This is a genomic window from Specibacter cremeus (assembly GCF_003946885.1).
Taxonomy (GTDB): Bacteria; Actinomycetota; Actinomycetes; order Actinomycetales; family Micrococcaceae; genus Specibacter; species Specibacter cremeus.
Genome location: NZ_RWKQ01000014.1, coordinates 39,955 through 63,245, shown reverse-complemented (window position 1 = coordinate 63,245; position 23,291 = coordinate 39,955). Strand labels below are relative to the sequence as shown.

Annotated in this window: 23 protein-coding genes; 7 read left to right on the top strand and 16 right to left on the bottom strand. The window is 69.9% G+C overall.

Translation table 11 applies throughout. The features are described from left to right. From EJC77_RS07295 to truB, 7 genes are all read right to left on the bottom strand, one after another. Positions 1-2,223, bottom strand: coding sequence for a polyribonucleotide nucleotidyltransferase (locus EJC77_RS07295; RefSeq protein ID WP_125611120.1), 2,223 nt, complete (start codon positions 2,221-2,223; stop codon positions 1-3). A gap of 316 nt (positions 2,224-2,539) precedes the next feature. Further along, positions 2,540-2,809, bottom strand: a complete 270-nt coding sequence (gene rpsO, locus EJC77_RS07290) for a 30S ribosomal protein S15 (RefSeq protein ID WP_125611118.1) — start codon at positions 2,807-2,809, stop codon at positions 2,540-2,542. A 160-nt stretch (positions 2,810-2,969) separates the two neighbouring features. Next, a complete protein-coding gene (locus tag EJC77_RS07285; RefSeq protein WP_125611116.1) occupies positions 2,970-3,911 on the bottom strand; it encodes a bifunctional riboflavin kinase/FAD synthetase in 942 nt (313 codons plus the stop codon). 153 nt (positions 3,912-4,064) lie between these two features. Continuing rightward, positions 4,065-5,252, bottom strand: a complete 1,188-nt coding sequence (locus tag EJC77_RS07280) for a GNAT family N-acetyltransferase (protein WP_125611115.1) — start codon at positions 5,250-5,252, stop codon at positions 4,065-4,067. Further along, complete coding sequence (locus EJC77_RS07275; protein ID WP_125611113.1) at positions 5,249-5,689, bottom strand: hypothetical protein; 441 nt, start codon at positions 5,687-5,689, stop codon at positions 5,249-5,251. Before EJC77_RS07275 ends, EJC77_RS07280 begins: the two co-directional genes overlap by 4 nt. 23 nt (positions 5,690-5,712) lie before the next feature. Continuing rightward, positions 5,713-6,132 carry a hypothetical protein gene (locus tag EJC77_RS07270; protein ID WP_125611111.1) on the bottom strand — a complete coding sequence of 140 codons (420 nt, stop codon included), beginning with the start codon at positions 6,130-6,132 and terminating at the stop codon, positions 5,713-5,715. Further along, positions 6,129-7,079: a tRNA pseudouridine(55) synthase TruB gene (gene truB / locus EJC77_RS07265; protein ID WP_125611109.1), complete on the bottom strand. Its 951-nt coding sequence runs from the start codon at positions 7,077-7,079 to the stop codon at positions 6,129-6,131. The genes EJC77_RS07270 and truB overlap by 4 nt, the downstream gene beginning before the upstream one ends. Before the next feature lie 122 nt (positions 7,080-7,201). On the opposite strand from truB, the gene EJC77_RS07260 reads away from it, so the two are divergent. Further along, entirely contained in the window at positions 7,202-7,396 is a 195-nt protein-coding gene (locus tag EJC77_RS07260) for a hypothetical protein (RefSeq protein WP_125611107.1), read from the top strand. 148 nt (positions 7,397-7,544) lie between these two features. Here the strand turns inward: EJC77_RS07260 and rbfA are convergent, their stop codons facing one another. From rbfA to rimP, 5 genes are all read right to left on the bottom strand, one after another. Continuing rightward, positions 7,545-7,982: a 30S ribosome-binding factor RbfA gene (rbfA, locus tag EJC77_RS07255; RefSeq protein WP_125611105.1), complete on the bottom strand. Its 438-nt coding sequence runs from the start codon at positions 7,980-7,982 to the stop codon at positions 7,545-7,547. 118 nt (positions 7,983-8,100) lie between these two features. Further along, complete coding sequence (gene infB / locus EJC77_RS07250; protein ID WP_125611103.1) at positions 8,101-10,968, bottom strand: translation initiation factor IF-2; 2,868 nt, start codon at positions 10,966-10,968, stop codon at positions 8,101-8,103. A 189-nt stretch (positions 10,969-11,157) separates the two neighbouring features. After that, complete coding sequence (locus EJC77_RS20985; RefSeq protein WP_276309050.1) at positions 11,158-11,418, bottom strand: YlxR family protein; 261 nt, start codon at positions 11,416-11,418, stop codon at positions 11,158-11,160. 136 nt (positions 11,419-11,554) lie between these two features. Continuing rightward, positions 11,555-12,526 carry a transcription termination factor NusA gene (gene nusA / locus EJC77_RS07240; RefSeq protein ID WP_125611100.1) on the bottom strand — a complete coding sequence of 324 codons (972 nt, stop codon included), beginning with the start codon at positions 12,524-12,526 and terminating at the stop codon, positions 11,555-11,557. Position 12,527: 1 nt separating this feature from the next. After that, positions 12,528-13,160: a ribosome maturation factor RimP gene (rimP, locus tag EJC77_RS07235; protein WP_125611098.1), complete on the bottom strand. Its 633-nt coding sequence runs from the start codon at positions 13,158-13,160 to the stop codon at positions 12,528-12,530. A gap of 178 nt (positions 13,161-13,338) precedes the next feature. Between rimP and EJC77_RS07225 the strand changes: the two genes are divergently transcribed. From EJC77_RS07225 to EJC77_RS07215, 3 genes are all read left to right on the top strand, one after another. Continuing rightward, complete coding sequence (locus EJC77_RS07225; protein WP_205786962.1) at positions 13,339-15,159, top strand: DUF4439 domain-containing protein; 1,821 nt, start codon at positions 13,339-13,341, stop codon at positions 15,157-15,159. Positions 15,160-15,230: 71 nt separating this feature from the next. Next, the gene (locus EJC77_RS07220; RefSeq protein WP_125611094.1) at positions 15,231-15,956 is read left to right on the top strand and encodes a VIT1/CCC1 transporter family protein; all 726 of its coding nucleotides are present in this window, start codon (positions 15,231-15,233) and stop codon (positions 15,954-15,956) included. A 58-nt stretch (positions 15,957-16,014) separates the two neighbouring features. After that, on the top strand, positions 16,015-17,004 hold the full coding sequence (locus tag EJC77_RS07215; protein ID WP_125611092.1) for an aminoglycoside phosphotransferase family protein: 990 nt from the start codon (positions 16,015-16,017) through the stop codon (positions 17,002-17,004). Positions 17,005-17,027: 23 nt separating this feature from the next. Here EJC77_RS07215 and EJC77_RS07210 read toward each other — a convergent pair whose 3' ends face one another. The 3 genes from EJC77_RS07210 to EJC77_RS07200 form a co-directional block, all read right to left on the bottom strand. Continuing rightward, a complete protein-coding gene (locus tag EJC77_RS07210; protein WP_125611090.1) occupies positions 17,028-17,825 on the bottom strand; it encodes a sulfite exporter TauE/SafE family protein in 798 nt (265 codons plus the stop codon). 292 nt (positions 17,826-18,117) lie between these two features. Continuing rightward, entirely contained in the window at positions 18,118-19,911 is a 1,794-nt protein-coding gene (locus EJC77_RS07205) for a proline--tRNA ligase (RefSeq protein WP_125611088.1), read from the bottom strand. 171 nt (positions 19,912-20,082) lie between these two features. After that, positions 20,083-20,307 (bottom strand): hypothetical protein, encoded by a 225-nt coding sequence (locus tag EJC77_RS07200; protein WP_125611086.1) that lies wholly within the window; start codon positions 20,305-20,307, stop codon positions 20,083-20,085. Positions 20,308-20,491: 184 nt separating this feature from the next. Here EJC77_RS07200 and EJC77_RS07195 point away from each other — a divergent pair, with 184 nt between their 5' ends. From EJC77_RS07195 to EJC77_RS07185, 3 genes are read left to right on the top strand one after another with little or no spacing between them, the layout of a single operon-like run. Continuing rightward, complete coding sequence (locus EJC77_RS07195) at positions 20,492-21,322, top strand: ABC transporter ATP-binding protein (protein ID WP_125611084.1); 831 nt, start codon at positions 20,492-20,494, stop codon at positions 21,320-21,322. Then, positions 21,319-22,074, top strand: coding sequence for an ABC transporter permease (locus tag EJC77_RS07190; protein WP_240629887.1), 756 nt, complete (start codon positions 21,319-21,321; stop codon positions 22,072-22,074). The genes EJC77_RS07195 and EJC77_RS07190 overlap by 4 nt, the downstream gene beginning before the upstream one ends. Beyond that, a complete protein-coding gene (locus EJC77_RS07185) occupies positions 22,071-22,676 on the top strand; it encodes a TetR/AcrR family transcriptional regulator (protein WP_125611082.1) in 606 nt (201 codons plus the stop codon). Before EJC77_RS07190 ends, EJC77_RS07185 begins: the two co-directional genes overlap by 4 nt. Before the next feature lie 72 nt (positions 22,677-22,748). Here the strand turns inward: EJC77_RS07185 and EJC77_RS07180 are convergent, their stop codons facing one another. Then, positions 22,749-23,279 (bottom strand): PadR family transcriptional regulator, encoded by a 531-nt coding sequence (locus EJC77_RS07180; RefSeq protein ID WP_125611080.1) that lies wholly within the window; start codon positions 23,277-23,279, stop codon positions 22,749-22,751. Positions 23,280-23,291 lie beyond the last annotated feature (12 nt).

Here is a 23,291-nt window from a genome sequence, read left to right as displayed (position 1 = left end):
CTACTCGGCAGCTTCGTCGGACTCGGCGTCCTCGGCCACGACCGGGGCCAGGGACAGCTTGCCGCGGTCGTCGATCTTGGTGATCTCCACCTGGATCTTCTGGCCCACGGAGACAACGTCGTCGACGTTGTCCACGCGCTTGCCACCGGCGAGCTTGCGCAGCTCGGAGATGTGCAGCAGCCCGTCCTTGCCCGGCGTCAGCGAGATGAACGCGCCGAACGTCGTGGTCTTGACAACGGTGCCCAGGTAGCGCTCACCGATCTCGGGAACCTGCGGGTTCGCGATGGCGTTGATCGCCGAACGGGCCGCGTCGGCGGACGGGCCGTTGGTGGCGCCGATGTATACGGTGCCGTCGTCCTCGATGGAGATGTCCGCGCCGGTGTCCTCCTGGATCTGGTTGATCATCTTGCCCTTCGGGCCGATGACCTCGCCGATCTTGTCCACCGGGATCTTGACGGCGATGACGCGCGGGGCGAACTCGCTCATCTCGTCCGGGACGTCGATGGCGGCGTTGAGCACGCCCAGGATGTGCAGGCGGGCCTCGCGGGCCTGCTTCAGCGCGGCGGCCAGCACGGAGGCCGGGATGCCGTCGAGCTTCGTGTCCAGCTGGATGGCCGTGACGAACTCGGACGTGCCGGCAACCTTGAAGTCCATGTCGCCGAACGCGTCCTCGGCGCCCAGGATGTCGGTCAGCGCCGCGTAGCGGGTCTGGCCGTCGACCTGGTCGGAGACCAGGCCCATGGCGATGCCGGCCACGGCGGCCTTCAACGGCACGCCGGCGTTCAGAAGAGACAGCGTGGACGCACAGACGGAGCCCATGGACGTCGAGCCGTTGGAGCCGAGGGCCTCGGAGACCTGGCGGATCGCGTACGGGAACTCCTCGCGCGACGGCAGCACCGGCACGATGGCGCGCTCGGCGAGGGCGCCATGGCCGATTTCGCGGCGCTTGGGCGAGCCCACGCGGCCGGTCTCCCCGGTGGAGTACGGCGGGAAGTTGTAGTTGTGCATGTAGCGCTTGCGCGTCACCGGCGACAGCGAGTCGATCTGCTGTTCCATCTTGAGCATGTTCAGCGTGGTGACACCCATGATCTGGGTCTCGCCGCGTTCGAAGATGGCGGAGCCGTGCACGCGCGGGAGCACCTCGACCTCGGCCGTGAGCTGGCGGATGTCCGTCAGGCCGCGTCCGTCGATGCGGATCTGGTCCTTGAGGATGCGCTGGCGCACCACGGCCTTCGTGACGGAGCGGAACGCGGCGGAGAGCTCGCTGTCGCGACCCTCGAAGTCGCCGGCCAGGGAGGCCAGGACTTCCTGCTTCAGCGCGTCGGAGGCGGTGTCGCGCTCCTGCTTGTCGGCGATGGAGAACACCTCGGCCAGCTTCGTGGCGGCCGCGGCGTTGACGGCCTCGAACGCATCGTCCTGGTAGTCCAGGAAGACCGGGAACTCGACGGTCGGCTTCGCGGCACGGGCGGCAAGGTCTGCCTGGGCCTCGCACAAGGCGCGGATGAACGGCTTGGCCGCCTCCAGGCCCTCGGCGACGACCTCTTCGGTCGGGGCGGTGTGGCCCTGTTCCTTGATCAGGTTCCAGGAGTTGTCGGTGGCCTCGGCCTCGACCATCATGATCGCGACATCATCACCGGCGATGCGGCCGGCAACCACCATGTTGAACACGGCGTTCTGCAGCTCGGAGTGCTTCGGGAAGGCAACCCACTGGGCGCCGTTGCCGTCGTCGACCAGGGCAACGCGCACGCCGCCGATGGGGCCGGAGAACGGCAGGCCGGAGAGCTGCGTGGACATCGAGGAGGCGTTGATGGCCACCACGTCGTACAGCACGTCCGGGTTGATCGCCAACACGGTGACCACGATCTGGACCTCGTTGCGCAGGCCCTTGACGAAGGCCGGGCGCAGCGGGCGGTCCATGAGCCGGCAGGCCAGGATGGCCTCCGTGGACGGGCGGCCCTCACGGCGGAAGAAGCTGCCGGGGATGCGGCCGGCGGCGTACATGCGCTCTTCCACATCGACGGTCAGCGGGAAGAAGTCGAAGCCCTCGCGCGGGTGCTTGCCGGCCGTGGTGGCCGAGAGCAGCGCGGTGTCCTCGTCGATGTAGACCATGGCCGAACCGGCGGCCTGCTGGGCGAGGCGCCCGGTCTCGAACCGGACGACGCGCTGGCCGTACCGGCCGTTGTCGATGACGGCCTCTGCGAACTGAATTTCGGGACCCTCCATGGAGAGTCACCTCCGTTTCCTTGTCACTGGCACGGCACCCTTGTGGGGTGCGCGTGCGCGGGGTGGGCGGGAAACCCCCGGCCTCAGCCCAGGGTCTCCACCGCGGTGCGGTGAAGACCCTGTACGACACCCGGTCTTCGATCGAGGCCCACGGGCCCGCCCGTGGGGCGTGCTCCCGGAGGCCACTACCGAGGACCGCGAATGCGCGATGCCGGCTGCTTCCCTTTGTTGAATTGTTGCCCGGCCGGGTCCCCCGGCCGGTACTGCGAACGGCGGCCCCTCCCCAGGAACAGGAGGGACCGCCGTTCAAGTCATGCTAGCGGCGCAGGCCGAGGCGCTCGATGAGCGTACGGTAGCGGGTGATGTCGGTGTCCTTGAGGTAACCCAGGAGACGACGACGACGGCCCACCAGCGCCATCAGACCACGACGGGTGTGGTGGTCGTGCTTGTGCGACTTGAGGTGCTCGGTCAGGTCGGAGATGCGTCGGGACAGCATCGCGATCTGGACCTCGGGCGAGCCCGTGTCACCCTCGTGGGTCGCGTAGGCCTGCATGATTTCTTGTTTGACAGCGGCGTCCAATGCCACAGGTAACTCCTTGGTTTGTGCCGTGTAAACGAATGCCGTGCGGCGTGCCGAAGCGCCCCCCACACAGTTGAATCCAGCCACCACGGACTGCAGCCGGATTCCCGTCCCCCAGTTTACGGCAGGGGCGCGGGTTCTGTCGAAGCGGCGGAAGCCCGGTGGGTCAGGCGAGGATGCCCCGGCATTGCTCCACGTCCAGGCGCATCTGTGCGATGAGCGCCTCCGGGCCCGTGTAGGCGACCATGCCGCGCAACCGGTCCACGAAGTCGAGGCACACCTGCTGGCCGTACAGGTCGAACGCCTCGACCGGCTCCTCGGGCCGGTCGAGCACGAACGCCTCGACTTGGCGGCTCACGCCGGCGAACGTGGGGTTGGAGCCGATGGAGATCGCGGCCGGCCAGACCTTCCCGTTCAGGTCGGTCAGCCAGCCGGCGTAGATGCCGTCGGCCGGGATGATGCCGGTGGCGTCGTCGGCCAGGTTCGCGGTCGGGAAGCCGAGCGCGCGGCCGCGGGCGGCGCCGTGCACGACCTCGCCGCACACGCGGTGGTGCCGCCCGAGGACCTCCGCGGCCATGGCCACGTCGCCGTTGACGAGGGCCTCGCGCACCCACGTCGATGACCAGCGCCGGTCGCGCCCCTTGTCGTCAACCACGACGACGTCGAAGCCCAGTTGGGTGCCCAGCTCCACCATGGTCGCCAGGTCGCCGGAATTGCCCCGCCCGAACCGCACGTCGTGGCCGACGACGACGGTGCCGGCGCCGAGCGCGTCGACGAACACGTTCTTGACGAACTCCTCGGGTGATTGTTGGGCGAAGTCGAGGGTGTACTCGAGGACGACCACCGCGTCGAGCCCGGTTTCGGCCATGGCGTCCAGTTTCGCGGCCAGTCCCATGATCTGCGCGGGCGCCGATTCGGGCCGGTGCACCTGGGCGGGGTGCGGGTCGAAGGTGAGGGCCACGGCCCGCGCGCCCTTCGCGGCGGCGACGTCGCGCACGACGCCGAGGACTTCCTGGTGGCCGAGGTGCAGACCGTCGAAGTTGCCCAACGTGACGACCGACGGGCCGTAGCCGTCGGGCACCTGTGCCAGGGAGTTCCAGATCTGCACCGCTTACCTGCCTTTTGCTGCTTGTCTTGCCGTGATTGCCATTGCTGTGATTGGCCTTGCCGTAATTGCCAGTGCCGTGATGGGCATTGCCTGCCGGCGGCCCCTCCGGGCCGCCGTTTCCGGCAACCGGGAATGGCGGCCCGGAAACCTTTCCTAGAGTACCTGCTGATGGTCCGTGGGCCGGGCCGGGCCGTCCCACGGACCGGCGGGTGTGCGCGCGTCGCCGTCGGCCAGGGTCAGGACCCATTTGTCGGCCGGTGTGCCGCGGTCGCTGTAGCCGCCGCGGATGGTGCCTTCCAGCACGAACCCGACCTTCCAGGCCAGTTTCCGGCTGCCCCAGTTCGGCACCATGGCCGTCCAGTGCAGGTAGCTGAGGTTCAGTTGCGTGAACGCGAAGTCGACGAGGAGCCGCACGGCCCGTTCCGCGGCGCCCGTGCCGCGCGCCGCCACGCCGAAGTTGATGCCGATGGCGGCCTGTCCGGGTGCGTTGCACTGCAGGTCGATGGTGCCCAGCAGCGCGTTCGTTGCGGCGTCGGCCACGGCGAACGTCAGGTTCTTGCCCGTCCGCCACCCGTCGACGGTGATCTCGTTGATGAAACCGAGCGCGTGCTCCATCGTGTAGTCCAGCGGCACCGTGGTCCAGCGCACGGCCTCGGCGTCCCGGCAGTTGGCAACCAGCGCCCCGGCGTCGGCAACGTCAAGGGCGCGCAACACCACGGACCCGTCCGTGAGTGCCGGGACGACGGGTGCCGGCTCGAGCTCGGGTGCCGGGGCGTCGCCGCGGGCATGCCAATGCGAGGCGGTCTGGCTGAACACCCAGCCGTCCGCGACGGCGCCGTCCACGTGCCCGAACCCGGGAATGGTGGCGGCGAGCGTGAAGCCGGCCCGTTCGGCCAGCGACCTGCTGGCCGTGTTGCCGACCGTGGCCTGCCAATGCAGGATGTCCACGCCGAGCGTGCCGTAGGCGTAGCCGCACAGCAGCTCGACGGCGCGCGTACCGCTCCCCCGGCCGCGGCCGGCCCCGGCCAGCTTGATCCCGACGGACGCGGACCCGCCGCCGCCCGCGGGGCGGAACACGCGTTGCAGGCTGACGGTGCCGATCACCTCCGGCCCGGCCCCAAGGTCCTCCTCGACGGCGAAGCGCAGGTAGTCGCCGGCCTGCCAGCCGCGGGCCAGGACGTCCCGGATCTCCTGCCGGGCCGTTTCGTCGGTGGCGGCGGCGTTGGATCCGGCCCATGTGACGTTCAGCTCATCCCGGAGGATCGCGGCGTAGGACGCGGCGTCGTCGTCCGTGAACGCGCGCAGCGTGGTCAGACCGTCACCCAGCCGTGGGGCGCTCATGCGCGCGTCCGGTGCCGGTACAGCCACCACAGGCCGAGGATGGGCAGGACCAGCGGCACGAACACGTAGCCCTGTCCGTACAGGCTCCACACGGTGGCTTTCGGGAATGCGGCCGGGTCGGCCAGGCTCAGGCTGCCTATCACCAGCACGCCGAGAAGTTCGACGACGATGGCGGCGGCGGCGATGCGCGCCGCGGTCCGGCCCCGGCTGGCCAACGACACGGTCGCGACGATGTACACGACGGCGGCGAACGCGGAGAGCAGGTAGGCCAGCGGCGCCTGCTCGAACTGGGTGGCGATCTGGAAGCCGGCCCTCGCGGTGGCGGCGATGGCGAAGATGGCGTACACCGTGATGAGCAGCCGGCCGGCGCCGGACCGCCGCCCGTTGTCGGGGGCCTGCTCCGTGTCGCGAGGTTCGGTGGGGGTTTCCTGTGTCATGTTCCGCTCCTGTACCGGCGCGCCTAGGCGCCGAATCCGATGGTCGTGAGGCCGTGCAGCGCGGCCGCGGCCGGTGCGCCCGAGCCGTACCATATCTGCGCCATGCGGGCCATCATGACGACGACCGTGACGCCGACCGCGCCCAGCACGTAGTTGCTCCAGAACGACCGTTCCAGCATGGCCCAGTAAAACCCGGCGATGGGGATGCAGACGGCCGTGACCAGGTAGGCCCAGAACTCCCACGTTGCCCCGGCGATGGTCGATCCGGTGGCCACGCGCACGATCGAGGCGACCAGGTACACGAGCGTGAACAGCCAGACCGCGGCCACGGCGAGCAGCGTGATGTCGTTGGGTTTCTTCTTCAGGATCGCCGCCCCGACGCAGGTGACGGTGGACAGCACTCCAATGACGAGTGCGGCGATGAACCAGCCGTCAACGGTCATGGTCGCGGGGTTCGGTGGCTGTTGATCGGGGCTATTTCGGGTCTCATTTCGGGATCGGGCGGGAAGACGAGCACGGGTTTGGCGTAGTTGCCGCGGTCCGCCAGCAGTGCCGTGAGCGTGCCGTCCGGGGCGAACGCGGCGGCCGGGTCCGCTGCGGTGTGCCGACCATGCTCACTGGCCGGGATGCGCCGGCCGAACGACAGTTCCACGGCTTCCCCGGCGGTGAGCTCCCGGACGGGCATGAGTGCCCGCGCGGCGTCGGCGATGTCCAGCATGACGAAATCGTCGGCCAGTTCGTCGAGCGTGCGTGCCTGCGCCAACGTGTAGGGTCCGACGGCGGTGCGGCGCAGCGCGGTCAGGTGCCCGCCCACGCCGAGGCCCTCTCCGAGGTCGCGGGCCAGCGCGCGGATGTAGGTGCCGGATGAGCAGCGCACGCTGACGTCAACGTCGAGGTACTCGCCATCGTCGTCGGTGCCGCGGACCAGGTCGTGGACGTCGAACGCGTCGATGGTGACGGGGCGCGCGGCGAGCGTGACGTCCTCGCCGGACCGGACCCGCGCATAGGCCCGTTCGCCGTTGACCTTGATGGCGCTGACGCTGCTGGGCACCTGGTCGATCGGGCCGGTGAGCCCGGCGATGCCGGCGCGGACGGCGTCGAAGGTGACCGCCGCCGTCGTCCGCGTCTGCGTGACCTCGCCCTCGGCGTCGTCGGTGACGGTGGCGCGGCCCAGGCGGATGGTGGCGTCGTACGCCTTGGTGGTGCCGACGATGTAGGTGAGCAGCCGGGTGGCCTTGTTGATGCCGACGACGAGCACGCCGGTGGCCATCGGGTCGAGCGTGCCGGCGTGGCCGACCTTCCGGGTGCCCGCGAGGCGCCGCAGGCGGGCCACCACGTCATGGCTGGTCCATCCCTGCGGTTTGTCAACGATTACCAGTCCGGAAAGCACGCCCACCAGTATATCGGTGCCGGGCGGCGCGGCTGCTACGGGAAACCTTCATTGACCTTCCAGCAATCGTGGAACCAGGCCGTGTCCTGTCCGTCGGGAGACGGCGGACAAGCGCGGCCCCCATGACGGCCACGGCATCCAGGACAAGTGAAGGCACCACCCGGGCAAATCCCGCGTCGGGGAGATCGCCGCGGGCCCAGCCGGCCCGGCTGATGAGCCTGGACTGGCGCGGCAAGACCCGCCAGTTGGCATTCCTGAACCTGTTCGAGGCCGCCACCCTGTACGGGGTCTCGACAAGCTCGACCACCGGTGATTGAGCTCGTCGAAATCACCGTCCCCCGGTCTCGCTCCCCAGCCGCTCCCCGCCCTCGCAAGCTCGGTCGGGGCCCCTCGCGGCCGTGGGCCCAGGCTCGACCACCGGTGATTGAGCTCGTCGAAATCCGCCTGGCCCCTCGGGCGTGGGGACTATTCCCCGTCGTCGGCCGCTTCGGGCTTCTTGTACGGGTCGGAGTCGCCGGCAAACTCGGCGCCCTCGGCCAGTGCGGCCAGTTTCGCGTCCCGCTCCTTGGCGGTGCGCAGCAGCGCCTCGAGGTTGCTGGCATTCACGGGGATCTCGTCCGCGACGAAGTCGAGCGTCGGCGTCAGCCGGACCGTGATGTTCCGGCCGACCTCCTGGCGCAGCACGCCCTTGGCCTTCTCCAGACCGACCTTCGCGTCGGCCTGCGCCGTGTCGTCACCGAACACGGTGTAGTAGACGGTGGCATGCTGCAAATCGTTGGTCACGCGCGCGTCGGTGACGGTGATGCCCTCGACGCGGGGATCCTTGACGCTGCGGCGCAGCCCTTCGGCCACGATCACCTTGATGCGTTGTGCCAGTTTCGCGGCACGGGCTGAGTCAGCCATGGGTACTCCTCGGGGTACAAGCGAAGGGGTTGTCCGCCGGCCCGGCCGACGGTTTGACGGTAAAGCCGATTGGGTGCCCGCGGCTCGTCCGCGGGCACCCAATCGGTGGTGTTGCAGGTCAGGCGCGCGGCTTCTCGCGCATCTCGAACGTCTCGATGACGTCGTCGATCTGCAGGTCGTTGAACGAGCCGAGGCCGATGCCACATTCGAAGCCGTCACGGACCTCGGTGGCGTCATCCTTGAACCGCTTGAGCGAGTCCACGGTGAGGTTGTCGCCGACGACCTTGCCGCCGCGCAGCACGCGGGCCTTGGCGTTGCGCCGGATGATGCCGGAGCGAACCAGGGAACCGGCAATGTTGCCGACCTTGGACGAGCGGAAGATCTCGCGGACCTCCGCCGTGCCCAGCTGGACTTCCTCATACTCGGGCTTGAGCATGCCCTTGAGCGCCAGTTCGATGTCGTCGATGGCGGCGTAGATGACCGAGTAGAAGCGCATGTCGACGCCCTCACGGTCGGCCAGCTCCGCGACACGCTCCGCCGGCTTCACGTTGAAGCCGATGATGATGGCGTTGTCGACGGTCGCCAGGTTGACGTCGTTCTGCGTGATGGCGCCAACGCCGCGGTGGATGACGCGCAGCTGCACGTCGTCGCCGACACTGATCTTCAGCAGCGAGTCCTCCAGTGCCTCGACGGCACCGGACACGTCGCCCTTGAGGATCAGGTTCAAGGTGTCGACCTTGCCCTCGGCCACGGCCTGGTCGAAGTCCTCCAGGCTGATGCGCTTGCGGCGCTTGGCCAGGGCGGCGTTGCGGTCGGCGGCCTCGCGCTTCTCGGCGATCTGGCGCGCGGTGCGCTCGTCGCCGGTGACGAAGAACGTGTCGCCGGCGCGCGGGACGCTGGAGAGGCCCAGCACCTGGACCGGACGCGACGGCCCGGCCTCGGCGATGGCGTCGCCGTTCTCGTCGAACATGGCGCGGACGCGGCCGTGGGCGGTGCCGGCGACGATCGTGTCGCCGACCTCCAGCGTGCCGGACTGCACCAGGACGGTGGCCACGGAACCGCGGCCCTTGTCCAGGTTCGCCTCGATGGCGATGCCGCGGGCATCCTTGTTCGGGTTGGCGCGCATGTCCAGCGCCGCGTCGGCCGTCAACAGCACGGCCTCGAGCAGCTCGTCGATGTTCAGGTTCTCGCGGGCGGACACGTCCACGAACATGGTGTCGCCACCATACTCCTCGGGAACCAGGCCGTACTCGGTCAGCTGGCCACGGATCTTCTCCGGGTTCGAGCCTTCCTTGTCGATCTTGTTCACGGCCACGACGATCGGCACATTGGCCGCCTGGGCGTGGTTGAGCGCCTCAACGGTCTGCGGCATGACGCCGTCGTCCGCGGCGACCACCAGCACGGCGATGTCGGTGACCTTGGCGCCACGGGCACGCATGGCGGTGAACGCCTCGTGGCCCGGGGTGTCGATGAACGTGATGCGGCGCTCGGTACCCTCGTGGTCGTGCACGATCTGGTAGGCGCCGATGTGCTGGGTGATGCCACCGGCCTCGCCGGCGACCACGTTCGACTTGCGGATGGCGTCCAGCAGGCGGGTCTTGCCGTGGTCGACGTGGCCCATGACCGTGACAACGGGCGGGCGGGCCTCGAGGTCCTCGTCGCCTTCGGCCTCCAGCTCGGCCTCGAAGTCGATGTCGAAGCTGCTCAGCAGCTCGCGTTCCTCGTCCTCCGGGGAGACAACCTGGATCTTGTAGCCGAGCTCCTCGCCAAGGACGGCAAACGTGTCCTCGTCGAGGGACTGGGTGGCCGTGGCCATCTCACCGAGGTGGAACAGGACGGTCACCAGCGCGGCCGGGTTCGCCTCGATCTTGTCGGCGAAGTCCGTGATGGACGAGCCGCGGCGCAGCCGGACAACGGTGTTGCCGTCGCCGCGGGGCACGCTCACGCCACCCAGCGACGGAGCACTCATCTGCTCCAGTTCCTGCCGCTTCGCCCGCTTCGACTTGCGCTGCTTGCCGCGACCGGCGCCTCCCTTGCCGAAGGCGCCCTGGGTGCCACCGCGACCGCGGCCGCCCTTGCCGAAACCGCCGCCGGCGGGAGCGCCGCCACCGGTGCCTGCACCGGGTGCTCCACCCGGAGCGCCCGGACGGCCACGGCCCGGACCACCGGCCGGACGGCCGGGAGCGGCGGGACGCTCGGCACGCTTGGGCATCATGCCCGGTGTCGGCCGGGGACCGCCGGGACGCGCCGCCGCGGCACCCGGACGTGGAGCGCCCGGGCGTGGTGCGCCGGGACGTGGCGCGCCGGGGCGGGGTCCGCCCGCACCGGCCGCCGGGCGGGGCCCACCCGCGCCGGCCTCGCCGGAGCGCGGGGCGCCCGGACGGGGCATGCCCTGGGACGTTGCGAAGGGGTTGTTGCCCGGGCGGGGGCCGGCGGCACCCGGACGCGGGGCCCGGTTTCCGTCGCCGCGGCCACCCGCACGGGGCATGCCCTGCGAGGTCGCGAACGGATTGTTGCCGGGGCGCGGGCCGGCCGGCGACGGGGCCGTGGCCGGCTTGGCCACGGGCGTCTCCGCCGTCGTCGAACTCACGGCCGGCGCGCTGGGGGCCGGAGCCGCCGGGGCGCCGGGTGCCGGAGCCGCCGATGCACTCGGGGCCGGAGCAGCCGGCACGCTGGAGGCGGGAGCCGCCGGTGCGCTGGCAGCCGGTGTGCTGGGGGCCTCCGCGGTGGCAGACGCGGCCGGAGCCTCCGCCTGGGCGGCCGGGGCACGCTTGGGACCGGGGGTCGGCGCGGACTTTGCGCCGAGGGCGGAGTCGGCGCCCTTCGGGGCAACCGGGAACGCGTCGCGAAGCTTCTTCACGACGGGGGCCTCAATGGTGGATGACGCGGAGCGAACGAATTCGCCCAATTCCTGCAGCTTGCTGACTGCTTCCTTCGAGGTGATGCCGAGCTCTTTTGCAAGCTCGTGGACGCGGGCCTTGGCCACATTTCTCCTGTCTCGGCCCGCACCGGACAGGTACGAACCGTCTATTTGCTACTGCGACATTCCATGTCGGAATGGGCGGTCTCAGAGCACTGCAACATGCTCATTAGTGGGCACTCATCGCTGGGCACTCATTGGGTTTCCATCGGTTTTCAGACCCGCTTTCACAAAGGGACTATTCGGTTCTTCGACTTAAGGTTCGGTTCCGGCACTGCCAAGGCGGGCCATGACGTCGCCGGCATCGGGGGTGCCCGGAAAGGCGCGCCCAATGGCCTTGCGTTTCACGGCGTTGGCCAGGCAGGCCGGGGCGGGGTGCAGCCAAGCACCCCTTCCAGGCAGGCGACGGCGCTCATCGACGACGACGGCGGGTTGCCCCGCCGCATTCGTGCTGCGCACCAGTCGCACCAGCTGTGACTGGGCGTCGGTTTTCCGACATCCTATGCAGGTTCGCACGGGACCATCCACAGTTGCAAGGGCGACGTCACCGGTTGCCTTGCTGCTTCCAGTCACGTCGCGCACGCCTCATGAAGATGTTGACAGCCTCCACGGCCCGGTCCATGCAAGTCTACCGCGCCGGGGCACGGCTTACCTATTCCGCCGAGGCGTCGGAGACGATGTCGATGCGCCACCCGGTGAGCTTCGCGGCCAGCCGGGCATTCTGCCCTTCCTTGCCGATGGCCAGGGACAGCTGGTAGTCGGGGACGATGACGCGGGCGGAGCGGGCTTCGGCGTCGGTGATCTCCGCCCTGACGACCTTCGACGGCGACAGGGAGTTCGCGATGAACGTCGCCGGGTCGTCGCTGTAGTCGACGATGTCGATCTTCTCGTCGTTCAGCTCCGACATGACGGCCCGCACCCGCGACCCCATTTCGCCGATGCAGGCACCCTTGGCGTTGATGCCGGGCTGGTTGGCACGCACGGCGATCTTGGTCCGGTGGCCGGCCTCACGCGCCAGCGCCACGATCTCGACGGCCTGGTCGGCGATCTCCGGGACCTCCAGCTCGAACAGCTTGCGCACCAGGCCCGGGTGGGACCGGGACAGCGTGATGGACGGGCCCTTCAGGCCGCGGTGCACGTCCACGACATACGCGCGCAGCCGGTTCCCGTGCCGGTAGCTTTCGCCGGGCACCTGCTCGGTCGGCGGCAGGACGCCCTCGACGGAGCCCAGGTTGACCTGGATCATGTGCGGGTTGGTGCCCTGCTGGATCTGGCCGGCGACCAGCTCACCCTCCTTGCCGCGGAATTCGCCGAGCACGTTGTCGTCCTCGACATCGCGCAGCCGCTGCAGGATGATCTGGCGGGCCGTGCTGGCGGCGATCCGGCCGAAACCCTGCGGCGTGTCATCGAATTCGCCGACGGGCGAACCGTCCTCGTCGATCTCGACGGCCCAGATGGTGACGTGCCCGCTCTTGCGGTCCAGTTCGGCCCGGGCGTTGTCGATGGCGCCCGGCGATTTCTGGTAGGCCACCAGCAGGGCCTGCTCGATCGTCGGGATCAGGAGATCGAGCGGGATCTCACGCTCACGCTCCAGCAGCCGAAGCGCGCTCATATCGATATCCATGTCAGCTTTCCTCTCCATCGGCCACGGCGTCGCCGGGACCGCCAAATTCCAGGTTTAGTTCCGCCTCATCCAGGCGGTTGAATTCCACTTCGACCTTGCCGCGGCGGATGGCGGCGAACAAGATCCTTTCGTCCGGGCCCTGCTTGGGCTTCATGCCCTTCTTCACGGGCAGTTCGGGACGGAGCAGCACGCCGTCGTCATCGACCTGCAGGATGCGGCCCGTGACGCCCTCGCCCTGGACGACATTGATGGTCACCATGCGCCCCACGGCGCGACGCCAGTGGCGCGGCTCGGTGAGCGGGCGGGTGGCCCCGGGAGAGGACACCTCAAGGTCGTAGGGCCGCCCGTCGTCGTGCGGGTCCGCGTCGAGGGTGTCGGAGAGTGCGTGCGACACCTGGGCGATCGCATCCAGGCCCACGCCACCCAATTCGTTTTCCGGCAGGTCCACGACGACGTGGACCGTACGGTGCATGCCGGCCAGATGGACGACGACATCCTCCAGGTACAGCCCGGCAGCCTCCACCGTGGGGGCCAAAAGTTCGCAAAGGCGTTGCGCCTCGGCCCGCGTTGCCGCGTGCATTTCGGCTGCTTGCCTGCTGTCGTGGGACGCATGGGACCGATCCGGCCTGGTCATAAGAGCTGCCGCCTCCCGACGATGATGTTGTACGTCCAAGAGTACCGAGTTTCGCCGGTGCCCGGGGAACGAATCTCGGCCCCGGCTCTGCTCTGTGAGCAAGAACGCACGGCGTTCCCGCCGCACCGGGGGTTCGCGGTATGCGTTCGCCGCGAACACCGTGACATCATCGTCTGTTGTGACTGATTCTCCTTCCCCTGTCCCGGACGCGCACGGCTCGCCGCTCGCAACCCCGACCCCGGATGCGGGAGGGACCCCGCCGCGCAAGCGCCGCGGCCACCGCCGGGTGAGCGCCCCCGCCGGCCCGCCGCGGAATGCCGCGGCCGGTGCGGATCCTGTTTCGCCGGCGCCTGGGCGCTCCCCGGTGCTTGCGCCGGTCGGTGACGACGCACCGGAACCGGTTGACGGTACGACGGCGGACGGTCCCGTCCCAGCGCCGGCGTCGGTTGCGCCGGAATCGGTTGTGCCGGCGGAGGCCGGGCCCGACTCTGGCAGGCCCGCCGCCAACGACCCCGCCGCCAACGACCCCGCCCCCAACGACACGGCCCAGCCGGTCGCCGAGCCCGCGGAAGCCGACACCGTGACCCCGGAATCCGTCGAATCCGGGCCGGAGCCGGACGCGCCCGCGGCACCCGCCGGACCCGCCGCCGTCGTCCCCGATGACACCGCCGTATCCGACACCGCCGTTGCCGACGCCGCCGTTCCGCTGACCCGGCGCGAGCGTCGTGCCACCGAGGTGGCGGCCGGGCCCCCGGACACCCCACACCCTGCACGCCGGGCCGGGGCGCGGCCGGCGGCACCGTCCGATGCAGTGTCCGGTGCACTGTCCGATGCGCTGCCCGATGAAAATGGGCGGCCGGTCCCTCGCCGCCCATGGGCGGTGGCGCGCAATGCCGCGTTGTTCGCCGTGATCGCCGCGTTGGTGATCGTCATGGGCACCGTCGTGGCCGACAATCGAAGCGCGGACGGCCCGTCCGCCACGGAGCTGGCCCGCCAACACATGCTGGCCGCCACCTCCGGCCTGCTCGCCTCGGCCACGGCCCTGCAGGCGACCGCCGACGCGGCCGCCCAGGGGCCGCTGAACGGGACGATCACGAATCTGGCCGGCCAGGTCACGGCCCTGTCGGTGGGCACCGCCCCGCCGTCAAACACCGCCCCGCCGTCAAAGACTGTCGCGCCGTCGACCACCGCCGAGGCCCTCGTCACCCGGCTCGCCGCGAACGGCACCGCCGCATTGACCGCCGCACGGGTGGCGGACGGAGCCATGGGCCGGCTGTTCGCCTCGGTGGGAACGAACCAGGTGGTCAATGCCCGGTCGTTGGCCGCTGCATTCAGGCTGCCGGCACCGACCTCGCACTCCCTGGCGCCGGCGGCCGCGACCCCTGACCCCGCCCCCACCTGCACGGGCACCCGCCAACCGGCACCGGGCATGGGCGAGGACCGCGCGTTGGCGGCCGCCGCGGCCGCGGAGCAGAAGGCCGTCTACGCCTACCAGGTCGCCACGACCCGATTCGCCGAACCAAACTTCACCCAGGCCTCGACCATGTTGGCCGTCCACGAGGCGTCGCTCGCCGAGCTGGCGACGCAGCTGGCCCAGCGCTGCCTGCCGGCACCGGCCACCGTGCCCGGATTCGCCCTCGCCCCGGGGTTCACGCAGAATCCCGCGTCCGCGTTGGCCATGCTCGAGGAACAGGTGGCCGGCGTGTACGCCGACCTCGCCGCAGTCTCCACGCCGGTGGCCGACCAGGCAACCGGCTCCCCCATGAGTCTGCCGGGCGGCCCGTCTCCGTCCCCGTCCCCGGCCACGACGCCGTCGGCCGGCCGGTCGACGGCAGCGGCCACGCCGGCTCCCGCTGTTGACGGGCTCCGCCTGGTCGCCGTCGAGGGCCTGATGCAGTCGACGCTGAACCAGGTCGCGTGGGGCGGGACGGTTTCCGCGCTGCCCGGCATCCCCGCGGCCACGGTGCCGACCACGGTGCCAGCCACGGCGGCACCGTAGCCAAGGCATGCCTTCTTGAGGGCATGCTTTCCTTGCTGGCGCCCCATTTCCCCGGGTGTTTTGCTGGGTTCATGAAGAACACGGAGCAGCTCTCACGCACGTACGACCTGCCGCGCACGGCCGAAATTGCCTCCCGTCTGAATTGGCTGCGCGCGGGTGTGCTGGGCGCCAACGACGGCATTGTCTCGGTCGCCGCCGTCGTTGTCGGTGTGGCCGGCGTGACCACGGGCACCGGACCGATCCTGACCGCCGGCCTGGCCGCCGTCGTCGGTGGTGCGATCTCCATGGCGCTGGGCGAATATGTCTCCGTCAGCAGCCAGCGGGACAGCCAGCACGCCATGATTTCGGGCATGCGCGACCGCCTGGCGTCCGCCGGCGACCACGTCGCCGGCCTGGCCGCCGCGTACCGGCAGAAGGGGCTGTCGCCGCAGACCGCGTTGCTCGTGGCCCGGGAACTGAGCGACCACGACGAGTTGCAGGCCCATCTGGACGCGCAGCTCAACCTCGATGAGGATGAGGTCGCCAGCCCGTGGCACGCCGCCCTCGCCTCCGCCGTCTCCTTCCTGCTCGGTGCCCTGCTGCCCATGCTGGCCATCCTGCTTCCACCGGCCGGGATGCGCGTGCCGGTGACGTTCGTCGCCGTCCTCGTCGCCCTGGCCGCGACGGGCGCCGTCGGCGCCATGATCGGCGGCGGATCCCGGACGCGTGCGTCGGTGCGCGTGGTCCTCGGTGGAGCGCTCGCGCTGGCCGCCACCTTCAGCATTGGCACGATGCTGGGTGCCGCGGGCGTGGTCTAGCCGCGTGGGCGGTGGTTGCACGGCTCCGCGGGGAGGAGCTGGGGCTAGACTTGACAGTGTGAGTACCACCCCCATTCCACCGGAACTGCGGGAACGCCACGAACGCACCCCCGCCGGCCGGAAATGGCTGTCTGTCTTGCCGGACCTGATCATTTCGGCGCTGGCGCGGTGGAACCTTTCCGTCGACCTGCCGGCCGGGGCCACACCGTGGCACGGGCATTGGGCCATCGTGGTCCCGGTCCGCAGCGGCGACGGTACCGCACTCGCGCTGAAGATCAGCCACCCCCTGGAGGACGCGGCCCTGGAGCCGATCGCCCTTGACCTGTGGGGAGGCCTCGGCGCCGTGGAACTCGTCGCCGACGACCGGGACACGAGCGCGCTGCTGCTGGCCAGGCTCGACGCCGGCCGGTCGCTGCAAACCGTCGCCATGGACGAGGCGGTCGAGACGTGGGGCGCCATCATGAAGTCGCTGTGCATCACCCCCGACGGGCGGCCCGGGTGGGCGGCCCTGCCCCACGTTGCCGACGTTGCCGAGCAATACTCGGACGACCTGCCCGCGCAATGGGAGACACTCGGCAGGCCGTTCGAACGGTGGCTGTTGGAGGCCGCGCTGGAGGTGTGCCAGACCCGCGGCATCGTCGGCCGGCGCAGCGGGCGGGACGTCCTCGTCCACACGGACCTGCACTACATGAACATCCTGGGCAGGCTGGACGCCCCCGGCTACGTGGCCATCGATCCGCAGGCGTCGATCGGGGAGGCGGAGTTCGCCGTGGCCCCGTGCCTGTGGAACCGGATCCTGGAGCTGCCCCGGCACAACCCGGAGGCCGCCCTGCGGGCCCGCTGCGACGCCTTGTGCGCGGCGGCCGGGCTGGACGCAGGCGTCGCCACCGAATGGGCGATCGTGCGGGAGGTCGAGAACGCCCTGTGGTACCTGGCCAAGCCGGACCATGAGGCCGACGCGCAGCGCTCGCTGTGGGTGGCGGCGACGATGGCCGGTTCGGCCGTCCGCGGCCTGCCGGCCGCCCACCAGCTCAAGCCCCTCGTGTAGCCCGCCGCCGCGTGGATGGGCGGCTACCGGCCGAAGTTCTCGCGCCAGACGTCCAGCCCGAGTTTGACGATCAGCACGGTCACCACCACCAGGAACACGATCCGGATGAACCCGTTGCCCTTCTTGACGGCCGTGCGCGCCCCCAGGTAGCCGCCGGCCATGTTCGCTCCACCCAGCACCAGGCCCACGCCCCACAGCAGCGACCCGTGCGGCAGGAAGAACATGAGCGCCCCGGCGTTCGTGGCCAGGTTGACGATCTTCGCCTTCGCGCTGGCCTCCAGGAACGCGTAGCCCATGAGCCCGGCCAGCGCGATGACAAGGAACGAACCGGTGCCCGGCCCGATCAGGCCGTCGTAGAACCCGATTACGCCGCCGATGAGGCATGCCAGCACATAGTGCCGGTGCCCGGCAAAGCGCAGCATCGTGTGCTCGCCGATGGCCGGCTTGAGCGCGGTGAAGAGCGCGACGGCGATGAGGGCGGCCACGATGATCGGTTTGAAGACCGACGCCGGCAGGCTGGCCGCCAGCACCGCGCCGCCGACACTGCCGGTGAGGGCGACCCCGGCCATGGGCAGGGCCGTGCGCAGGTCGGGGCCGACCCGCCGGTAGTACGTGAGAGAACTCGTGGCCGTGCCGAAGATCGAGCCCATCTTGTTCGTCGCCAGCGCCTGCACCGGCGTGATGCCGGGCAGCATGAGCATGACCGGCAACTGCAGCAGCCCGCCGCCGCCCACGACCGCGTCGATCCAGCCGGCGGCGAATCCGGCCACGATGACCAGCAGGAGCGTCGCGGCACTCAGGTCCTCAAACCCGGAAATCATTCAGTCCTTCGGTGGTCGAGCCTGCCGAGCCTGTCGGTGGTCGAGCCTGTCGAGCCTGTCGGTGATCGAGCCTGTCGAGATCCAGGTTTCGACAGGCTCAACCAGCGGGGGTTTCGACAGGCTCAACCACCGGTTCGGTGATCGAGCCTGTCGAGATCCAGGTTTCGGCAGGCTCAACCACCGGGGGCTTCGGCGGGCTCAACCACCGGTTCGGTGATCGAGCCTGTCGAGATCCAGGTTTCGACAGGCTCAACCACCGGGGGCTTCGGCGGGCTCAACCACCGGGCGGGAATTATTGGCGGTCGAGGATGAACTGGACGGCCTCGTCGACCGGCACGCTGGCGGCCTCGCCGGTGGCGCGGTCCTTGATCTCGACGAGCCCGTCGACCAGTCCCCGGCCCACGGCCAGGATGGTCGGCACGCCGAGCAGTTCCGCGTCGCCGAACTTGACGCCCGGGGAGACCTTGGGGCGGTCGTCGTAGATGACCTCGAGCCCGGCGGCCTCGAGTTCGTCGGTGAGCTTGGCCGCGGCGGCGAAGATTTCCTCGCCGCGGCCGACGGCGACGACGTGCACGTGGGCGGGTGCGACGTTGGCCGGCCAGACCAGGCCCTTCTCGTCGTGGTTGGACTCGGCCAGGGCGGCCACGGCACGCGTGACGCCGATGCCGTAGGAGCCCATGGTGACGACGGTCAGCTTGCCGTTCGCGTCGAGCACTTTCAGGTCCAGCGCCTCGGCGTACTTGCGGCCCAGGGCGAAGATGTGGCCCATCTCGATGCCGCGGGCCGCCTCGAGCGGGCCGGAGCCGTCCGGGGCTTCGTCGCCGGCGCGGACCTCGACCGCCTCGATGGTGCCGTCCCAGCCGAAGTCGCGCCCGGCAACGAGCCCGAACACGTGCTTGCCGGCCTCGTTCGCGCCGGTGATCCATGCGGTGCCGGACACGATGCGCGGGTCCACCAGGTACAGCACCTTGGTGCTGCCCCCGGCACCGAGGACGGGCGCGTCAAGGGACAGCCCGGGACCGATGTAGCCCTTGACGAGTCCGGGGTGCTTCTTCAGGTCGTCGTCATGGGCCGGTTCCACGCCGATCTCGCCGCCGTGCGGCAAATGGGCGCCGATGTTGGCCTCGATGCGCTTCAGGTCCACGGCCCGATCGCCGGGGACGCCGATTGCGACGAGCTGGCGTTCACCCGTGGGCAGGTCCAGGGCCAGCACGACGTTCTTAAGCGTGTCCGCTGCAGTCCACTCTCCCTCGGTCCGGGGCGCCAGCTGGTTGGCGGCGTCCACGAGGGTCGCGATGGTCGGCGTGTCGGGCGTGTCGAGGACGACGGCGGCCGGCGCGTTCGCGTAGTCGATGTCCGCGGGCACCACGGTGGTGACGGCTTCCACGTTGGCCGCGTAGCCGCCGGCGGAGCGCACGAACGTGTCCTCGCCGATGGCCGTCGGGTGCAGGAATTCCTCACTCATGGACCCGCCCATGGCACCGGAGGTGGCGGCGACGGGGACGACCTCCAGGCCGAGGCGTTCGAAGATGCGCAGGTAAGCGCCGCGGTGGGCCTGGTAGCTGGCGACGAGTCCGGCGTCGTCGAGGTCGAAGGAGTAGGAGTCCTTCATGATGAACTCGCGCCCACGCAGCAGCCCGGCGCGCGGACGGGCCTCGTCGCGGTACTTGTTCTGGATCTGGTAGATGGACAGCGGAAGGTCCTTGTACGACGAGTACAGGTCCTTGACCAGGAGCGTGAACATCTCCTCGTGCGTGGGGGCCAGCAGGTAGTCGGCGCCCTTGCGGTCCTGCAGGCGGAAGATCCCGTCGCCGTACTCGGTCCAGCGGTTCGTGGCCTCGTAGGGTTCCTTGGGCAGCAGCGCCGGGAAGTGGACCTCCTGGGCGCCGATCGCGTCCATCTCCTCGCGCACGATCGCCTCGACCTTGCGCAGCACCTTCAGGCCCAGCGGCAGCCACGTGTATATGCCCGGGGCGGCGCGGCGGATGTAGCCGGCCCGAAGCAGCAGCTTGTGGCTGTCCACCTCCGCGTCGACAGGATCCTCACGCAGGGTACGAAGGAACAGGGTGGAAAGGCGAAGAGCCACGCGGATTTTCCATTTCTTGAGCAGGGAGACGCCCATCGCCGGTGGACGGGCACCTACCAATCTACCGGGTCGATCGTGCGGACGCTCAGTCGGGGCCGTGCGGCGGCCGTGACACGACCGTGCCCGCCGGCCGTGTCAAACGGTCGGCGGGCCTGGTCGGGCGACCCGGCCCTAGCCCGCCTTGCCCTCCAGCGCCACGAGGACCCCGGCCACGGCGAAGTACTTGTTGCTGCCCAGTTCGCGGATGGTCTTGACGCCGAGGGCTTGCTGCAGCGCCGCGGCGGTCGCATCGGTGATGCCGGCCAGCGCGGCGGGTGAGGCGTCCAGGATTTCCTTCAGCGACTTGTCCTCGAAGTCCTTGTCGAGTGCCTTTGCCAGATCAACGGAAACAGCCATGCTTCTTTCCTTTCATAGACCTTCGCTCCACGGTGTGGAGGCCGCAACCAGCCGTAGCGGCTACGGTTCAACCTATGCGCGCGGCCGGGCTGTTTCAAGAGTCCACGCAACGTATGGACATCGTGTCGGCCGGGACCTAACCTTGAATTCATCAAGTGATGAATTACGGCATATGGAGCACACCATGTCCCACCGTGCAGCACCTCCACCGACGAACCCGGCGGGCGGAACCCCGGCGCGACAACCCGGCGGCGACGTCCAGGAAGCCGCGGTCGTCGTCGAGAACCTTGCCGTCAAGCGCGGCAAGAACCTGGTCCTGGAGGACGTGTCATGCAGCATCCCGGCCGGCCGCATCACCGGGTTGCTGGGACCGTCGGGCAGCGGCAAGACGACACTGATCCGGGCCGTGGTGGGCGTGCAGCGCATCACCGCCGGGCAGGTGCGGGTGCTGGGACGGCCGGCCGGCGACGCAACGCTGCGGCACGACGTCGGCTACTTCACCCAGGCGCCCAGCGTCTACCGCGACCTGAGTGTCGTGGACAACGTCAGGTACTTCGGCGCCATGCACGGCAAGGGCCGATCCGATGCGGCGGCGGCGCTGGAGGCGGTCGGCCTGGCCGGGTTCGAGCGGCGCAAGGCGGGCGATCTGTCCGGCGGGCAGTTCAACCGGGTGTCACTGGCCTGCGCCCTCGTGTCCAAGCCGCAACTGCTGGTCCTCGACGAACCGACCGTGGGCCTGGATCCGGTGTTGCGGGCCGACCTGTGGCACCGGTTCGCGACCATGGCCGCGGCCGGAACGTCACTGGTCATCTCCAGCCACGTCATGGAGGAGGCATCGCACTGCGACACGTTGTTGTTGCTGCGTGACGGCCATTTGCTGGCGCAGCTGACGCCGGGCGAGCTGCGTTCGCAAGGTAGGACGGACGACCTGGAGCTGGCCTTCCTGCGCCTGATCCAGGCGGCGGAGGCGCCGACGGACACCAGCGGCGCGGAGACGGAAGGGGCGCGGCCATGAACGGGCGGATGATGTGGGCGACGACGACGCGGGTGCTCCAGCAACTCAAGGGCGATCCACGCAGCATCGCACTGATCCTGGTGGTGCCGGCGATCCTGCTGGCGTTCGTCTACTGGCTGTTCCAGAACGAGACGCTGCCGCCGGGGGTGCCGCGCACCTTCGACCGGGTGGGCCTGATGATGCTGGGCATCTTCCCGTTCGTCGTCATGTTCCTTGTCACCTCGATCACGATGCTGCGCGAACGCACCTCCGGCACGCTGGAGCGGCTGCTGACCACGCCCATCCACAAGGGCGACCTGCTGTTCGGCTACGCGTTGGCGTTCTCGATCATGGGCGCCCTGCAGTCGCTCGTCGCCACGGGGGTCGCCTACTGGGTTTTCGGCATGACCATCGAGGGCGCCACGGGCTGGGTCGTGCTGATCTCCGTGCTGACCTCCGTGCTGGGCGTGGCACTTGGGCTGTTGTGTTCGGCGTTCGCCACCACCGAGTTCCAGGCGGTGCAGTTCATGCCCGTCGTCGTGATCCCGCAGATCCTGTTGTGCGGCCTGTTCGTGGCACGCGACGCCATGAACTCGGTGCTCGAGGGTCTCTCCAACCTCCTGCCGCTCAGCTACGCCGTGGACGGTTTGCAGCAGGTTGCCAAGAACACTGTCGTCACCTCGGCCCTGGTGGCGGATCTGATCGTCGTGGCGTGCTTCGTGGTCGCCGGGCTGCTGCTGGCCTCGCTGACCCTGCGCCGGAAGACGGCATGAACACCGGCGCCGGCCGCCGCGGCCGGCGCACGGGCGCCCCGGACACGCGCCAGGGCATCCTGGCCGCGGCCCGCACGCTGTTCGCCCGGCAGGGGTTCGAGGCGACGAGCCTGCGCGAGATCGCCCGCACGGCCGGCGTGGACCCGGCCATGGTGCACCACTATTTTGACGGCAAGGAGGACCTGTTCAACTCGTGCGTCGAGCTGCCGGCGAACCCGGACGAGGTGTTTGCCGGCATGGCCGAGGTTCCGGCCGAGGAACGCGGCGAGGCGATCCTGCGCACCATTCTGGGGCTGTGGGACTCCCCCGCCCAGCCGGCGCTGCTGGCCCTGTTGCGGGGGGCGGCAACGTCACAGACGACGGCGGCGTTGTTCCGCGAGACCGTGTTCCGGCGCATCCTGTCCAAGGCGATGGCCGGGCTGCCCGGAGATGCGGCGGAACTGCGGCTGCGCGGCACGCTCGTGGCCAGCCAGATCATGGGCCTGGTGATGACCCGGTACCTGTTCCGCGTTGAACCGCTGGCGCACGCCTCCACGGACCAGCTGGCGGCCCTGGCCGGACCCACCATCCAGCGCTACCTGACGGGGCCGCTGCCCGGTTGATTCTTCGGCAAGGGTGGGTGTGGGAGCACGACACCCACCCTTGCCGAGGAATCAACGCGTGGGAAGGCGCGCTCAGGCCGAACCGTCGCCCAGCAGTTCGTCGCACCATTCGAGCCACGCCCGCTCGAACGCGATGCCGGCGCGCAACACGGCGTGCTGCAACCGCAACTGTCCCTCCCGCCCGGCACCGGCCGGGAAGTCCCGGGCCTCGATGTCCAGGTAGTTCTCCAGCCGACGCCTGTGCACGTCGCGGTGGCGCACCGCCTCCGGGCGCAGGTCCACGTCGCCCAGCACGGCCGCCGCGCGCAGCCGCACCATGAAGTCATCGCGCGGCGGGCGCGGCTCGGCCGCCGCTCCGGCCCAGTCGACGAGCTCCCGCCGCCCGGCCGCCAGCACGGTGTAATGCCGTGCCCGGCCGCGCCCGCCGTCGCGCTCGGCACCGGCGATGAGCCCGCGGCGCTCCATCTTGGCCAGTTCCCGGTAGATCTGCTGGTGGGTGGCCGCCCAGAAGTAGCCGATCGACTTGTCGAACCGGCGGGCCAGTTCCGCCCCGGAGCCGGGCTGCTCCAGCAGCGACGTCAGCAGCGCATGCGGCAATGACATCGTGCGGACCCG

Bases quoted from the DNA above. Each gene is read 5' to 3' on its own strand.
- EJC77_RS07295 (WP_125611120.1), bottom strand. From the start codon at position 2,223: ATGGAGGGTCCCGAAATTCAGTTCGCAGAGGCCGTCATCGACAACGGC.
- EJC77_RS07280 (WP_125611115.1), bottom strand. From the start codon at position 5,252: ATGAGCGCCCCACGGCTGGGTGACGGTCTGACCACGCTGCGCGCGTTC.
- EJC77_RS07275 (WP_125611113.1), bottom strand. From the start codon at position 5,689: ATGACACAGGAAACCCCCACCGAACCTCGCGACACGGAGCAGGCCCCC.
- EJC77_RS07270 (WP_125611111.1), bottom strand. From the start codon at position 6,132: ATGACCGTTGACGGCTGGTTCATCGCCGCACTCGTCATTGGAGTGCTG.
- EJC77_RS07260 (WP_125611107.1), top strand. From the start codon at position 7,202: ATGACGGCCACGGCATCCAGGACAAGTGAAGGCACCACCCGGGCAAAT.
- rbfA (WP_125611105.1), bottom strand. From the start codon at position 7,982: ATGGCTGACTCAGCCCGTGCCGCGAAACTGGCACAACGCATCAAGGTG.
- nusA (WP_125611100.1), bottom strand. From the start codon at position 12,526: ATGGATATCGATATGAGCGCGCTTCGGCTGCTGGAGCGTGAGCGTGAG.
- rimP (WP_125611098.1), bottom strand. From the start codon at position 13,160: ATGACCAGGCCGGATCGGTCCCATGCGTCCCACGACAGCAGGCAAGCA.
- EJC77_RS07220 (WP_125611094.1), top strand. From the start codon at position 15,231: ATGAAGAACACGGAGCAGCTCTCACGCACGTACGACCTGCCGCGCACG.
- EJC77_RS07210 (WP_125611090.1), bottom strand. From the start codon at position 17,825: ATGATTTCCGGGTTTGAGGACCTGAGTGCCGCGACGCTCCTGCTGGTC.
- EJC77_RS07200 (WP_125611086.1), bottom strand. From the start codon at position 20,307: ATGGCTGTTTCCGTTGATCTGGCAAAGGCACTCGACAAGGACTTCGAG.
- EJC77_RS07195 (WP_125611084.1), top strand. From the start codon at position 20,492: ATGTCCCACCGTGCAGCACCTCCACCGACGAACCCGGCGGGCGGAACC.
- EJC77_RS07190 (WP_240629887.1), top strand. From the start codon at position 21,319: ATGAACGGGCGGATGATGTGGGCGACGACGACGCGGGTGCTCCAGCAA.
- EJC77_RS07185 (WP_125611082.1), top strand. From the start codon at position 22,071: ATGAACACCGGCGCCGGCCGCCGCGGCCGGCGCACGGGCGCCCCGGAC.
- EJC77_RS07180 (WP_125611080.1), bottom strand. From the start codon at position 23,279: ATGTCATTGCCGCATGCGCTGCTGACGTCGCTGCTGGAGCAGCCCGGC.